This window comes from Martinezella tropici (assembly GCF_003287875.1).
GTDB classification, from domain to species: domain Bacteria; phylum Pseudomonadota; class Alphaproteobacteria; order Rhizobiales; family Rhizobiaceae; genus Rhizobium; species Rhizobium tropici_C.
On record NZ_QMKK01000054.1, the window covers coordinates 567186 to 581401 of the forward strand.

Below are 14216 nucleotides of genomic sequence, written 5' to 3' on the forward strand. Positions count from 1 at the left end.
TGTTGACATGCTGGTCCTGTCGTGGATCAAAGGCTGCCGGGTGCGGTAAGGGCTTGTTCAGTGGCAAGCATGGCCTGGTCGAGCGGTGTCCTGTCCTTGCCGAGCTTCGCCAGGATCGCCGCCCCGAGCCAGAGACTATAGAGTGAACGGGCTGTTTTTTCCGGGATGCAGGATGGTGAAATGGAACCGTCCTCACGTCCCTCGGTAATCGTCTTGGTGAGGCGGCGAATGAGATCCTCGACGCCGCCGAGCAGGATCACGCGCATATTGTCCGAAAGATCGGAGATCTCGGCGGCAAGTTTCACCACCAGGCACCGGTCGGCAAGGCTTGCGTTGCCGCCATCCGAGAGCCAGGCATTCCAATAGTGCATCACACGCTGGCGCCCGTTGCCCTTCCAGCCGAAAAGCGCATCGAGGCGATCCGCATAGTCGGAGCAATATTGCTTCAATAGCGCGCAGCCGAAGGCTTCCTTCGATGCGAAATAATAATAGAACGACCCTTTCGGCACGGCGCTCTGTTCGAGCAGCTCTTTCAGGCCGACGCCACCGAAACCTTTGCGCAGCACCAATTCCCGCCCGATCGCGAGAATATGGCTCCGAGTGAGCTCTGATTTCTTCTTTGTCACCATGAGCGGTCCGATAACAAATAATCGACCGGTCGTCTATAAACTCGATGCTGTTTGCCGTCAGATCACTGCGAGCGTTGCAAGCGAGAGGATCAGGGCAGGGAGCATGACGATGGCACCGATCCTTAAGAAGGCCAGTGCGCCGATATGGAGCCCCTCGCGACGAAGGGCGGCGAGCCAGAGGATGGTGGCAAGCGAGCCGGTTACCGAAAGGTTCGGGCCGAGATCGACGCCGATCAACACCGCGCCGGCGATGGAATCGGGAACATGGGCCGCCTGCACCGCGCTGCCTGCGAAAAGGCCGGCTGGCAAATTGTTGACGAGGTTGGAGACGATCGCGACCGAAAAACCGGCGGCCCCGATCGCCTGCGTCTGGGATTGTGCGGCAATGGATGCGAGCCTTTCGGACAGAAGCGTGGTCAGGCCGGTATGATTGACCGCTTCAACGATCACGAAGAGGCCTGCCACCAGGGGCAATACGCTCCAGCTTATGCCGCGTACCGTCTCCATCGGGCTTTGCCGCGTGAGTGCGAGAATGATCACCGTCGTGATGACGCCTGCGGCAAATGTCGGCATTCCGAGGTCGAAATTCATGGCCGATGCAGCGATCAGCACGAGGGCAGTGACCACAAGTCCCCATCCGGCCAGCCGGGCCGTCTGTGAAAGCGAAGGCTGCCCGACATCTCGTGCGATCGTGTCTTCGGCAAGCGCGCGTCTTTGTGTCCAATAGAGGCAGGCGAAGGTCGCGATGATCGAGACGATCGAAGGCAGAAGGAAGGTCTGCATCCATCGGGACAGAGGCGGCATTTCGCCGCCGGCAAAGATAACGAGATTGGCCGGGTTGGAGATCGGCAGCACGAAGCTGGCGGCATTGGCGATGAAGGCGCAGATCAGCAGGTAAGGCATCGGGTCCTTCACCCGCGCCGCGCGGCATGCGGCATAAACAGCCGGCGTGAGCACCACGGCGGTGGCGTCGTTCGACAAAAAGACCGTGACGACGATGCCAACGCCATAGACAAGTACGAACAGTCTGCGCGGTGAACCCTTGGCATGTGAGGTGGCGATGGCGGCGACCCAGTCGAAAAGCCCTTCGCGCCGTGCCAGCTCCGACAGAAGCATCATGCCGATCAGAAACAGATAGACATCGAAACCTTTGGAAATGCCCGCCCAAACGTCCGCCGGGCCGATCAGCCGGAAGGCGAGGAGAACCGCCGCGCCGAGAACCGCCCAGATCGCTTCGGGCCAGCGGAACGGGCGTGCAACGACACCTAAGGCCGTCAGGCCGGCAATACTCCAGGTGATGGCGGATTCAGTCATTCAGCTCGTCTTGATATCGAAAGGGAGCGGATATGTAGCATTGCAGCGCTGGGGCGCAAACGGTAATTTCGGCGCGGCCTTCAGGGAAACCGTGAGACGGACGACTTCGCCCGAGGCTACGCCTTTTTCGTTCCGGTCCCTTTCGCAGCAGTATCATGTGATTTGTCGGCGCGCTCGACGAGGACCGAGCATTCCGCATGCCGGATGACATGTTCGACAGTCGAGCCGAAGATGCGGTCGAGAATATCGGACGCATGGGTTGCAAGCACGATGAGATCGGCCTTCTGCTCCTGCGCGACCGTCAGCAAGGTTCTCGATGCCGTGCCGGTGCGGACTTCTATCGACGCGGTAATGCCGAGGCGCTTGCACAGCGCATCGAGCTTGTCTTCCGCTTCCTTGATGACGGACACGGCCCAACTGTCCGGGCTCTCGCTGCCCGAGGGAAAACGCTCGATCACATGAACCACGATCAGTTCCCCGCCCGGTGACAGAAGAGCGTGGGAGGTGCGCAATAGACGTTCAGCGCGCTCGCGGGATCCCAGCCCTATCGCGCAGATGATTTTCTCGTACATTCCACTCTCCCTATAGTCCACGCAGAAGCCATCGGTAACTCTGTCTGCGATCGCGGCGGCCGTCACCGACAGTATGACGCTTGCTCGTTGATTCGGCGATATCGTTAGCCGAGTGGAGCCTTTTGGCCGCTGTCCGTGCGTTCAATGGCCGCGTGCTTCGGCATTTGCACAGATTTAATCTCATCTCTTCCCAGAACGGAGCACATGTTCGGATTGCTGCATTGCAAAATGGCAGGGCGCCTGTCACCTGGATGCTGTCGTAACTTGACCTCAGGAATATCATTGGCTTCTGCGTCAATCTGCCATGGTCGGATAGGTGCCCTGCGACATCCTGCACGCTTTTGCGCACTGCACAATTCGTTTTAGAACCATTTCGCGAATAACTTGCTGTGGGCTCAACCCTTCGGCGAGACGGCTCCTGCTATTCTTGTCGCTGACAAGAGGCAGAAAGCCAGTCATATTGGGGCTCCGATATCGTCGATTGCGGCAAGTGCGTTCTGGGTTCGACGAAGACCAAGGTGTCTGCGATGCAGACACGTCGGTCATCATATGTCGGCGGACCCTCCTTGATGGCACAGTATGGGAAAGGACGGGCTCACGTGACAGCTTCCTCCGCCACCGATGGAATATTGGAAAGAGGCAAGGCCGCAAATCCCGCTTCGATGGGGAGCCCAGCCGCTGCAGGCGGCGTAGCTGGTCGGACGACCGAAAACTGTCGCGGTCTCGGTCTGGCTTCGGCACTGCAATGTCTGTCGTCGCTCGGTTGGATCGGGCAGGCGGCGATGCTCGCCGTCGGCGTGGGTGCGATTGGCCAAGGCGGCGGTGCTGCCGATGTCGCGGCCCCTGCAGCGGTCGTTGTCGGTATTGGCGTTCTGCGCGCTGGATTGGATGCGGCCGGTGGTCGGCTGGCATTTGGGGCCGCGCGCCGCGAGTTGAGTCTCCGGCGCGCCGCCGCGACCAAGGCGCTTGCACTGCGCTCGCCGCTCGACAGCGGCCGGCCGGCATCAGGCCTGGCGGCGAGCATCCTGGGCGAGCAGGCGGAGGCGATCGTTCCCTATCTCGCGCGGTTTCGCCCGGTCCGGGTGAAGGCGAGTGTCGTGCCGCTGGTCATGCTCGCCTGCATCTTGCCGATCTCATGGCTCGCCGCCTTGATCCTGACGCTCTGCGCGCCACTCATCCCGATTTTCATGGCGCTGATCGGCTGGCGCGCCAAGGCTGCCAGCGAAAAGCAGCTTGCCGAAACCGGCGGCATCAATGCCTTTCTGCTTGACCGCCTGCGCGGCCTCGCGACCATCCGTGCGCTCGACGCCGTCGATGTGACGGCGCAGCGCCTGCGTGCTGACGCGGAGTCGTTGCGGGTCCGGACCATGGCGGTGTTGAGGATCGCCTTCCTGTCTTCGGCGGTGCTCGAATTCTTCGCCGCTCTCGGCGTTGCCGCAACGGCCGTTTATGTCGGTTTCAGCCTGCTGGGCTCGATCGGAATCGGCACTTGGGACGGCCGTCTTACTCTGACACAAGGGCTGTTCATTCTGCTGCTTGCGCCGGCCTTTTTCGAGCCGCTGCGCGAATTGTCTGCCGTCTGGCATGACCGCGCCGGCGGCGAGGCGGCACTTTCGGCTCTCAAGGAGTTGACCTCGCCGCAGCAAACGATCGTCGGTGGCAGCGATCGGCAGACGTCGGCTTTCATTAGCAATATGTCGGTCGAGATCGAGGGGCTGGTCTTCCGGCATGGACTGGAACGCGATGTGGCGATCGATCATTTCGATCTGAAGGTCGCGCCGGGAGAACACGTGGCGCTGTGGGGCGCAAGCGGCTCAGGCAAGACCACGCTCCTGTCGCTGATTGCCGGTCTCGCCCGGCAGGATGCCGGTGTCATCCGGATAGGGGGCATTCCGCTGCGTGACGAGACCGCGGATGCACTGCGTCGCCGCATGGCCTGGATCGGCCAGCAGCCACACGTTTTTGCCGGCAGCGTGAAGTGCAATATCGCCCTCGGACGCTCGGGCATCGATGCTGCCGCCATCGCCGAGGCTCTGGAAGGCGTTGCTCTCGATCGCGTCTTTACGCCGGAACGGGTGTCGGCGGTCGGCGAGGGAGGGCTTGGCCTTTCCGGCGGCGAGGCGCTGCGACTGGCATTGGCCCGCATGATGGTCGACGACGGCGCAGACATTATTCTCGCCGACGAACCGACCGCGCATCTGGACGCACAAACCGCCGCTGCCGTGACGGATGCGCTGCTCGCACTCGCTGAGGGGCGGGTCCTGATCGTGGCGACGCATGATCCGGTGCTGGTGGCGCGGATGCACCGCGTCGTCCGACTTGGCGAGCGGGGAGGGAAGGTGGCGGCATGATGCGCTCACTCAAAATTCTGCTTCCGCTTATTGCTCTGTTCTGGCGCGAGCGTGGTGCAAGCCTGGCCCTTGGCGCTGCACTCTCCGTGCTGGCGATGCTTGCCGGCGGCGGATTGCTGGGATTGTCCGGCTGGTTCATCACCGCTTCGGCCTTTGCCGGCTTGACCGTTGCAACTGCCGCGGTCTTCGATGTCTTTGCGCCTTCGGCCGGCATACGCATGCTTGCGATCGGCCGCACGGCCGCCCGCTATGGCGAACGGCTCGTCACCCATGATGCGACGCTGAGGGTTCTCGCGGCCCTTCGCGAGCGGCTGTTCCGCGGCTGGGCCGAGCCGGCTGCCGCAGCGGCGATGATCCGCCGACCGGCGAAGCTGCTGTTCCGGTTGACGAATGATGTCGATGCGCTCGATTCCCTATATCTGCGCGTACTGGTGCCAGCCGTCGTCGCCGTCCTTGCCGCCATCGCCGTCACGATCGCCCTTAGCTTCATCGATCCGTGGCTTGGGCTGATAGCCGGAACATGGCTCATTACGCTCTGTCTCGGTCTATCGCTCGCAGCCGGACGTCTGGCGCTGAAGCCGGGCCGCCGTCGCGCCCATGCGATGGAAGCACTGCGCGCACGCGCCATCGATCTTGTCGCCGGCCAGACCGATCTCGCAATGGCCGGGCAATTGCAGTCGCAGCGAGCCGCGATTGCGGATGCCGACGCGCGGTTGGCCAGGGCCGATAATGATCTGAACCGCATCGATAGCGCCGTCGCAACCGGTTTCTCGCTTGGCGCGACCCTGTTGTTAACCGCCACGCTTTTGACTGTCGCCCTTCTTGCCAAACAGGGGACGATCGGTGCGCCCGCGGCAGCCTTTGCGTTGCTCATTGCCTTTGCCGCAACCGAACCGTTTGCGGCAATGAGGCGAGGAGCTCTCGAGTTCGGGCGAACCTTGCTTGCCGCAAGACGCATCGCGCCGCCGCTGAATCCGGCCGCAGTTCGGCTGGAACCCACCGAACAGCAGGCAGGCCATGCATTCCAGCTTGCCGGCGTGGTAGCCGGTCATGATGAAGCTCATCCTGTCTTGAAGGACGTCTCTCTGTCGCTTTCCGTCGGCGAGCGGCTGGCGATCGTTGGGCAGAGCGGTGTTGGCAAATCGACATTGCTGGCCCTGCTCGCTGGCGAGATCATTGCTGCCGGCGGTTCGGTGGCGAGCCTGCGTGCGGCAACGCTGACCCAGCGTACAGAGCTGTTTCAGGATACTGTACGGGACAATCTAAAACTCGCGGACCCTCATGCCGACGACAACCGGTTACGCGGCGCGCTCGCTGCGGCTGGCCTGCTTGAGGACATCGAAGCACTGCCGCACGGCCTTTCGACCCGTCTCGGCGAAGGCGGTGGCGGCTTGTCCGGCGGCCAGCTTCGCCGGCTGGCGCTCGCAAGACTTCTGCTGCGCGATGCCCCGCTCTGGCTGCTCGACGAGCCGACGGAAGGCCTCGATGCCACGACGGCCCGGACTGTGCTTGAGCGACTGGCCTCGGTTGCCGACGGACGCAGCCTCGTCATCGCCACGCATATTCGTCGAGAGGCCGCCTTGGCAGACCGCATTGTGCTTCTCGAGGGCGGACGCATAACCGCCAGCGCGCAGCGCGACACACCGGAATTCGAAATGCTCCTCGACCGGCTGCGGCCGGATTGAGGGGTACCCAACATGCCCGCGACGCGTCGAATGGCGTCGCATTCCTGTCAGACACACCGTAGGGGGTGGGAGAAAGACTATGGAACTCGATATCGTGGCGCTGTCGCGCCTGCAGTTTGCCATGACGGCGCTGTATCACTTCTTATTTGTACCATTGACGCTCGGTCTTTCCGTGCTGCTTGCCATCATGGAGACGACCTATGTCATGACCGGCCGCCAAATCTGGCGACAGATGACGAAGTTCTGGGGGACGCTCTTCGGCATCAACTTCGTGCTCGGCGTTGCAACCGGCATCGTGATGGAATTTCAGTTCGGCATGAACTGGAGCTATTACAGCTATTATGTCGGCGACATCTTCGGCGCCCCTCTGGCGATCGAAGGGCTGATGGCCTTCTTCCTCGAGGCGACCTTTGTCGGCCTGTTCTTCTTCGGCTGGGACAAGCTGTCCAAGGTCGGCCACCTGATCGCCACCTGGGCGGTGGCGCTGGGATCGAACTTCTCGGCGCTGTGGATCCTGATCGCCAATGGCTGGATGCAGAATCCGGCAGGCTCGGCGCTCAACCCGCAGACCATGCGCATGGAGATCGTCAGCTTCCTCGATGTCCTGTTCAACCCCGTAGCGCAGGCGAAGTTCGTTCATACCGTCTCGGCCGGCTACGTCTGTGCCTCGGTCTTCGTGCTCGGCGTTTCGGCCTGGTATCTCGTCAATGGCCGCAACATCGAGCTTGCGAAGCGCTCGATGACGGTGGCCGCATCTTTCGGCCTTGCCTCGGCACTTTCTGTGGTCGTGCTGGGCGACGAGAGCGGTTATCTCACGACCGAGCATCAGAAGATGAAGCTCGCGGCGATCGAGGCCATGTGGAAGACCGAGCCGGCGCCGGCCGCCTTCACCGCCTTCGGCTTTCCGGACCAGGATGCCCGCGAAACCCACTATGCCATCCATATCCCCTGGGCCATGGGTCTGATCGGCACACGATCGCTGACGACGGAAATCGCCGGCATCGACAAGCTCGAAGCACAGGCCAAGGACCATATTCGTCAGGGCATCAAGGCTTATGATGCACTGATGAAGATCCGCGCGGCCAAGCCGGCAGCGCCGGGCGAGCCTTCGCAGGACGTCGCCACTGCGCGCACTTCCTTCGAGGATATCGGCCATGAACTCGGCTACGCGCTGCTTTTGAAGCGCTATGTCGACGATCCGCGCCAGGCAACCGAAGAGCAGATCGCAAAGGCCGCCCGCGATACCATTCCGCATGTGCCGACGCTCTTCTGGTCCTTCCGCATCATGGTCGGCCTCGGCATATTCTTCATCCTGCTGATGACGGTCTTCTTCTGGCTCTCGGCGCGGCGGAAACTCGATCGATATCCAGCCCTGTTGCGGATTGCGGCCTTCGCCATCCCGTTGCCATGGGTCGCGATCGAACTGGGCTGGGTGGTTGCAGAATTCGGCCGCCAGCCATGGATCATCGAAGGCGTACTGCCGACGGCGGCGGCCGTCTCCAATCTCGGCGCCGGCACGGTGCTGCTCACCATCCTCGGCTTTGCCGCGCTTTACACGGTCCTCATCGTCATCGAGATGACGCTGATGATCAAGGCGATCCGCAAAGGTCCCGAACCGGATGACGAGCCGGAGGCCAAGCTGATTTCCGAAAACCTCGTTCCGGCTGCGGAGTGACCTGCCATGATCCTGCATGAACTGATCGACTACGAAACCCTGCGCATCATCTGGTGGCTGCTTCTCGGCGTGCTTTTGATCGGCTTTGCCGTCACCGATGGTTTCGACCTCGGCGTCGGTGCGCTGCTGCCATTCGTCGCAAAGACCGATACGGAGCGGCGCATCGCCATCAATTCGATCGGCGCGACCTGGGAGGGAAATCAGGTCTGGCTGATCCTCGGGGGCGGCGCCATCTTCGCCGCCTGGCCACCGCTTTATGCCGTGTCCTTCTCCGGCTTCTACCTCGCCATGTTCGCCATCCTCTTCGCACTGATCCTCCGGCCGGTTGCCTTCAAATACCGCTCCAAGCGCGATAGCGTCGGCTGGAAGGCCGGCTGGGATTGGGCATTGTTCATCGGCGGCTTCGTTCCGTCGCTGATCTTCGGCGTCGCCGTCGGCAATGTGCTGCAGGGCGTGCCCTTCCGCTTCGACGACGATATGCGCATCTATTACGAGGGATCGTTCTTCGCGCTTCTGAACCCCTATGCTCTCCTTTGCGGCCTTTTGTCAGTCGCCATGCTCGTCATGCATGGCGCCGCCTGGCTGCAGGTGAAGACCGACGGCACGGTTGCCGAACGCGCTCGCAGCTTTGGCACTTTGGCGGCTTTAGCGGCCATCGTGCTCTTTGCGCTCGGTGGCCTGTTCCTGTGGATGGGCATCGACGGCTATCGCATCGCAAGCGCGATCGATGCCAATGGGCCGTCCAATCCGTTGCTGAAGACGGTAGAGCATAGTGCGGGGGCATGGCTTGCCAACTACAGTGCCCATCCGTGGATGATGATCGCCCCGGTTCTCGGCTTCATCGGTGCGGCGGCAGCCCTGCTTGCGATGCTGGGCCGGCGCGAAATCGCCGGACTGCTCTTCAGCAAACTTGCCATCTTCGGCATCATCTCGACAGTGGGACTGTCGATGTTTCCGTTCCTCTTGCCGTCCTCGCTCGATCCCCGCTCGAGCCTGACCGTTTGGGATGCATCGTCCAGCCACCTGACGCTGTTCATCATGCTTGTCGTCACCATCATCTTTCTGCCGATGATCCTGGCTTACACCGCGTGGGTCTATCGCGTGCTGTGGGGCAAGGTCGACGAGGAGACGGTCAACGACAAGAGCGGTCACGCCTACTGATCCTAAGGGAGATTTCCTATGTGGTACTTTGCCTGGCTTCTCGGCTTTCCTCTCGCGGCGGCATTCGCCGTCCTCAACGCCATGTGGTACGAACTCATGGACGATCAAGCAAAGGCGAAAGCGGCAGCTCGCACTCAAGAAAAATGAGTTGCATGGCCGTTGTTTGAAGGCTTTCTGCCAGATAAACGGCACGCCGGCTCCAGCCGGCGTGCCGTTTATCGTCCGAATGGTTTCCTTCCATCGGGCCCGGCATCCCGTGAAACGAAATCCTATCATCATCCATTCAATTGCAGCCGCCCGCCAAAAGATGGTGGCGAACATTTTGCCTTCTCGGAGCTATCGCGCCGATCCCCTCAGCTTCAATATCTGGCTGCCCTTGGGCAATGGCTGGACGCGGGCCACCTTTGCCAGCCATATGCGCAATGCGGGCATCGGCGTTCTCGCAAGCGATGCTTTCACGGTAGACGGCACGGTGCCCGAAGCCGTGCGGGTCTGCCTCGGCGGCCCGATAAGTCGCGAGGCTTTGAAGGGGGCGTTGGACTTCCTGGCGCATGCAATGGAGGGACCGCCGGAAATGGCGGCATCGTTCTTTTAGAGTTCAACTGCAATTCGCTGCCGATCCTGACGGAGCGTAAGCTTCAGCTCGGTGGTAATCTTGCATCGCTCGCCGAGCGACCGCCTGCGTCACTCTGGCAGGTGGACTCGTTGCATGCATTCATTGTAACTATATTGAATGCATGCAATATCCATATTGATCGCATGTCTAGGAATGTTGATTGAGGAGCGATGCCGCCATGGAAACTGAATATCCACCGCTGAGCCCGGTTCAGACCGGTCTTCGTTGCCGCTGCCCCCGTTGCGGACAAGGGCGCTTGTTCGACGGGTTTCTGACGCTGCGAAAACAATGCGAAGCGTGTGGCCTCGACTATTCCTTTGCCGATCCCGCCGATGGGCCTGCTTTCTTCGTCATCTGTTTTGCCTGCATTCCGAGCGTGCTTCTCGGCGTATGGCTGGAGGTTGCCTTCTCGGCGCCGATCTGGGTTCAGTTCCTGGTGACGGGGCCATTCATGCTGGCGACCTGCATTCCACCGCTGCGGCCGCTCAAGGGGTGGCTGGTTGCCAGCCAGTATTTCTACAAGGCCGAGGAGGGCAAGCTCGTTCGTTTGCCCGCGACGGATATGCCGCACACGGCGAAGTGAGCACTGGCAATCCCCGCGCAAACCGAAGCGGGCCGTCTGCCGGCATGCAGATCATCGGCTGAATGCTGCCGGCCGCGGCGGTTGCAGATGCTTGAAGTATCAGGCCAGCAAGCCCGACCGGGCTTTTCCGGGCTCAAAAGCAATATCTTCATTGATCGCCTTTGACGGACACAGTCCTGCAAGACTTCCCCCGCTGGATATTGCCTATCTACATGTTCACTTGACGGATATCCTACAAGTTCATAGGATCATTGCCGATCTCTATGGGAGTCCAGTTCTATGGTCGGGAAAGTAATGCAGCCTTTGACGCGCGCGCCATTGCTGCATGTCTCCGTGCAGGAAAGCCTGCGCAATTACATCGTGGATAACGCCATTCAGGCCGGTACGATGTTGCCGGCCGAAGGTGAGCTCGCCGTGCAATTGGGTGTCAGCCGCAATTCCCTGCGCGAAGGCATCAAGGCGCTGGAATCCCTCGGTGTACTAGAGACGCGCCGCGGCATCGGCATCTTCGTCAAGGCCTTCTCCTTCGCCCCGCTGCTCGACAATCTCGCCTATGGGCTCGGCGATGCGCTGCGGCACATGGAGGAGGTGCTGGAAATCCGCCGCACGCTCGAAGTCGGCCTGATCGGCAAGACCCTCGAGATGATCGGGCCCGAGGATCTGGCCGAGCTGCGCGCGACCACCGACCGAATGCGCGCCCATGCCGAGCGTGGCGAGCCTTTTGCCGAAGACGACCAGCTGTTTCACCGGCTGCTGTTTCGCTGCCAGGGCAACGAGACATTCGTTCGTCTGATCGATGTGTTCTGGCTCGCCTTCTACAAGGCGTCCCGCTTTTTCGATCTGGAGAATATCGATCCCATGGCCACCTGGCGTGACCATGAGGCGATCGTCGATGCACTGGAATCCAAAAATCTCAAGGAGGTGCGCATGCGCCTCGACCGCCACTACGAGGGAATTTCGCAGGTGATCGCCAACAACAAGAAAGAATAGCGACCACAAACAAGGGAGGAGGATTGCAATGAGGAAAGCTTTTCATCTGCCGGCAATCGCGTTGGGAGCGCTGCTGTCGGCCACCGCAGTACCGGCCATGAGTGGCATGGCTGCGCCTGCCACCGCCGCAACCATGTCGGGCGGTTTCGATGTCGGTCCCGGTGGTTTTCAAGGCAACTTCAATCCGCTGGCGGCAACCGCCGGTCTCACTTGGCTCAGTACCTATTTCGAGCCTCTGGTCAGCTACGACGAAAAGCTGCAGAAGATCGTCGGCGTGCTTGCTTCCTCCTATGAGGTGAGCCCGGATCAACTGACCTATACGTTCAAGCTTGCCGATGCCAAGTGGCATGACGGCAAGGCTTTTACGGCCAAGGACGCCAAGTTCACCATCGATCTTGCAGCCAACGCCAAGACCGGCTCGATCTTTGCTGCCCGCTTTAAACTGCTGTCATCGGTCGAGACGCCTGACGATCATACGCTTGTCATCAAGCTTTCCGCGCCTTCCGCGAGCCTGCTCGATACGCTGGCCAAGATCATGGTGCTGCCTGAGCACGCGCTCGCCGCCGTGCCCGTCGATCAGCTTGCAAAGAGCACTTGGTGGTCGACCTCGCCGATCGGGACGGGGCCGTTCAAATTCGTCAAATATGTGCAGGATCAATATGTGGAGCTGACAGCCAATCCCGACTATCGCGGCGGCAAGCCCGTTCTCGATCGGCTGATCAACCGCTATTTCGCCAATCCGGCCGCGGCGATCTCGGCGCTGCGGGCAGGCGAGATCCAGTTCACCTATGTCGATTCCAACGATGTGCCGACCTTCAAGGACGACAAGTCCTTCCGGGTCATCGAGGGCGATTCCTTCGTGGTCAATTATCTTGGTTTCAACCAGGATTCGCCGCTGTGGAAGGATCTTCGCGTCCGGCAGGCCGTCATGCACGCCATCAATCGCGATGCGATCATCAAGAGCCTGTATGGCGGCGCAGCAAAATCGGCCAATTGCGCTTATGTCGCCAATCAGCTGGTTCCGGACGGCATCGAAGCCTATCCCTACGATCCGGCCAAGGCCAAGCAATTGCTCGATGCGGCCGGCTGGGACAAGATCAACGGCGGCAAGCCGATCACCTTACTGACCTATTACAACACGCCGCTTGCGACGAACGTATTGGCGGCCGTGCAGGCCATGCTGGCGCAGGTCGGCATCAATGTCGTGCCGCGCGCCGTCGATGCGCCGACCTATAATGGCATCGTGCTGAACCCCAATGCCGACGTATCGCAATTCCAGCTCGTCTACGCCGGCCTGCAGAACGGACCGGATCCAAGCAATATCAATACCGGGCTCAACGAAAAGCAGATCCCGCCGGCGGGCGCCAATGTGGTGCGCGCGCGCATGCCCGATCTGACCGAGGCGCTCGATGCGGCGATTGCCGAAACGGACGCCGGCAAGCGTGATCAGCGCTACCAGGATGTCTGCAAGGTCATGAACAAGGATCTGCCCTGGGCGACCATGTGGGTGGCCAACCGCTATGGCGTGGTTTCGTCCAAGGTGAAGGATTTCATATGGACACCGGCGCCCGGCGGCGGGCCATACATCGCGCATCCGGAAGCGTGGAAGCTCTCAAACTAGGTTTTGAGCCGGCCGCAGGCTCTGTGGCCGGCGCCTTCCTCGACACATAGGTTCGATATGCTTCACTATGGTCTCAAGCGTCTGGTAGTCGGCATCGGCATGCTCATAGCCTTGAGCGTGCTGGTCTTTGTGTTGCTGCGGCTGACGCCTGGCGATCCGATCGATGCCTATATCGATCCGAGCACGCCTCTGTCTCCCGCAGCCATGGCCGATCTGCGTGAGCGGCTCGGGCTGGATCGGCCGCTGCCGCTGCAATATGTCGGCTGGCTGCAGCAGGCTCTGCAGGGCAATCTCGGTTATTCCGTCAAGCGGCTGGATCAGCCTGTCTTGACGCTCGTGCTGTCCCGCATCGGTCCGACGGTGCTGCTGATGGGCTCTGCCCTGATCATGGCGATCGTCGCCGGCATTGTCGCTGGCGTCATCGGTGCCGTCAGGCGCAATTCGGTCACGGATATCTCGCTCTCCGTACTGGCGCTCGCCGGCATATCGAGCCCGGCCTTTCTGAGCGCGCTTCTTGGTCTTTATATCTTTGCCGTGCGTCTCGGCTGGCTGCCCTCGGGTGGCATGCTGACGCCCGGCGAGGACTTTTCCATCAGCGACCTGCTTTGGCATCTCATCCTGCCGGCCGCACTTCTGGCGATCGCGCAAGCCGCGCTCATCATGCGCTATATGCGCGCTTCGCTGCTGGAGGTCCTCAACCAGGATTATGTGCGCACGGCGCGGGCCAAGGGCGTGTTCGAGTTCTGGGTGATCGTCAAGCATGCCCTGCGCAATGCGCTCCTGCCTGTCGTCACCGTCATCGGCTCGACCATAGGGCTGGCGATCGGTGGTGCGATCTTCGTCGAAAGCGTCTTCAACTGGCCAGGCATGGGCCTGCTGCTCGTCGATGCGGTCACGTCGCGCGATTATCCCGTCATCATGGGGGCGACGCTCGTCATCGGCGCCTGCGTCATCATCGTCAACCTGCTGACGGATCTCGCCTATGCGGTGATCGATCCGCGCATCAAGGTGGGTTGAGC

At 61.2% G+C, this 14216-nt stretch carries 12 protein-coding genes and 1 pseudogene; 10 read left to right on the forward strand and 3 right to left on the reverse strand.

Annotation, left to right across the window (positions count from 1 at the left end):
- Window positions 1-26: 26 nt before the first annotated feature.
- The 3 genes from DQ393_RS27965 to DQ393_RS27975 form a co-directional block, all read right to left on the reverse strand.
- Window positions 27-629: a TetR/AcrR family transcriptional regulator gene (locus DQ393_RS27965; protein ID WP_112344925.1), complete on the reverse strand. Its 603-nt coding sequence runs from the start codon at window positions 627-629 to the stop codon at window positions 27-29.
- A 57-nt stretch (window positions 630-686) separates the two neighbouring features.
- Entirely contained in the window at window positions 687-1943 is a 1257-nt protein-coding gene (locus tag DQ393_RS27970; RefSeq protein WP_112344926.1) for an arsenic transporter, read from the reverse strand.
- 116 nt (window positions 1944-2059) lie between these two features.
- Window positions 2060-2515 carry a universal stress protein gene (locus DQ393_RS27975; protein ID WP_112344927.1) on the reverse strand — a complete coding sequence of 152 codons (456 nt, stop codon included), beginning with the start codon at window positions 2513-2515 and terminating at the stop codon, window positions 2060-2062.
- A 662-nt stretch (window positions 2516-3177) separates the two neighbouring features.
- On the opposite strand from DQ393_RS27975, the gene cydD reads away from it, so the two are divergent.
- The 10 genes and pseudogenes from cydD to DQ393_RS28025 all read left to right on the forward strand — a co-directional run bounded on the left by cydD (window position 3178) and on the right by DQ393_RS28025 (window position 14214).
- Entirely contained in the window at window positions 3178-4866 is a 1689-nt protein-coding gene (gene cydD / locus DQ393_RS27980) for a thiol reductant ABC exporter subunit CydD (RefSeq protein WP_112344928.1), read from the forward strand.
- Complete coding sequence (cydC, locus tag DQ393_RS27985) at window positions 4863-6551, forward strand: thiol reductant ABC exporter subunit CydC (protein ID WP_112344929.1); 1689 nt, start codon at window positions 4863-4865, stop codon at window positions 6549-6551. The genes cydD and cydC overlap by 4 nt, the downstream gene beginning before the upstream one ends.
- Window positions 6552-6630: 79 nt before the next feature.
- Window positions 6631-8226, forward strand: coding sequence for a cytochrome ubiquinol oxidase subunit I (locus tag DQ393_RS27990; protein ID WP_112344930.1), 1596 nt, complete (start codon window positions 6631-6633; stop codon window positions 8224-8226).
- A gap of 6 nt (window positions 8227-8232) precedes the next feature.
- Entirely contained in the window at window positions 8233-9387 is a 1155-nt protein-coding gene (gene cydB / locus DQ393_RS27995) for a cytochrome d ubiquinol oxidase subunit II (protein WP_112344931.1), read from the forward strand.
- An 18-nt stretch (window positions 9388-9405) separates the two neighbouring features.
- Window positions 9406-9534 carry a cytochrome bd-I oxidase subunit CydX gene (gene cydX, locus DQ393_RS28000; RefSeq protein WP_112344932.1) on the forward strand — a complete coding sequence of 43 codons (129 nt, stop codon included), beginning with the start codon at window positions 9406-9408 and terminating at the stop codon, window positions 9532-9534.
- Between the two features lie 130 nt (window positions 9535-9664).
- Window positions 9665-9982, forward strand: a pseudogene (locus DQ393_RS28005) (PLP-dependent aminotransferase family protein); the annotation flags it as partial.
- A gap of 199 nt (window positions 9983-10181) precedes the next feature.
- Window positions 10182-10586, forward strand: coding sequence for a DUF983 domain-containing protein (locus DQ393_RS28010; RefSeq protein ID WP_112344933.1), 405 nt, complete (start codon window positions 10182-10184; stop codon window positions 10584-10586).
- Between the two features lie 279 nt (window positions 10587-10865).
- Window positions 10866-11576, forward strand: coding sequence for a FadR/GntR family transcriptional regulator (locus DQ393_RS28015; protein ID WP_112344934.1), 711 nt, complete (start codon window positions 10866-10868; stop codon window positions 11574-11576).
- Between the two features lie 28 nt (window positions 11577-11604).
- A complete protein-coding gene (locus DQ393_RS28020; protein ID WP_112344935.1) occupies window positions 11605-13197 on the forward strand; it encodes an ABC transporter substrate-binding protein in 1593 nt (530 codons plus the stop codon).
- Window positions 13198-13254: 57 nt separating this feature from the next.
- Entirely contained in the window at window positions 13255-14214 is a 960-nt protein-coding gene (locus tag DQ393_RS28025; protein ID WP_112345211.1) for an ABC transporter permease, read from the forward strand.
- The last annotated feature ends 2 nt before the right edge of the window (window positions 14215-14216 follow it).

Bases quoted from the DNA above. Each gene is read 5' to 3' on its own strand.
- DQ393_RS27965 (WP_112344925.1), bottom strand. From the start codon at position 629: ATGGTGACAAAGAAGAAATCAGAGCTCACTCGGAGCCATATTCTCGCG.
- DQ393_RS27970 (WP_112344926.1), bottom strand. From the start codon at position 1,943: ATGACTGAATCCGCCATCACCTGGAGTATTGCCGGCCTGACGGCCTTA.
- DQ393_RS27975 (WP_112344927.1), bottom strand. From the start codon at position 2,515: ATGTACGAGAAAATCATCTGCGCGATAGGGCTGGGATCCCGCGAGCGC.
- cydD (WP_112344928.1), top strand. From the start codon at position 3,178: ATGGGGAGCCCAGCCGCTGCAGGCGGCGTAGCTGGTCGGACGACCGAA.
- cydC (WP_112344929.1), top strand. From the start codon at position 4,863: ATGATGCGCTCACTCAAAATTCTGCTTCCGCTTATTGCTCTGTTCTGG.
- DQ393_RS27990 (WP_112344930.1), top strand. From the start codon at position 6,631: ATGGAACTCGATATCGTGGCGCTGTCGCGCCTGCAGTTTGCCATGACG.
- cydB (WP_112344931.1), top strand. From the start codon at position 8,233: ATGATCCTGCATGAACTGATCGACTACGAAACCCTGCGCATCATCTGG.
- cydX (WP_112344932.1), top strand. From the start codon at position 9,406: ATGTGGTACTTTGCCTGGCTTCTCGGCTTTCCTCTCGCGGCGGCATTC.
- DQ393_RS28010 (WP_112344933.1), top strand. From the start codon at position 10,182: ATGGAAACTGAATATCCACCGCTGAGCCCGGTTCAGACCGGTCTTCGT.
- DQ393_RS28015 (WP_112344934.1), top strand. From the start codon at position 10,866: ATGGTCGGGAAAGTAATGCAGCCTTTGACGCGCGCGCCATTGCTGCAT.
- DQ393_RS28020 (WP_112344935.1), top strand. From the start codon at position 11,605: ATGAGGAAAGCTTTTCATCTGCCGGCAATCGCGTTGGGAGCGCTGCTG.
- DQ393_RS28025 (WP_112345211.1), top strand. From the start codon at position 13,255: ATGCTTCACTATGGTCTCAAGCGTCTGGTAGTCGGCATCGGCATGCTC.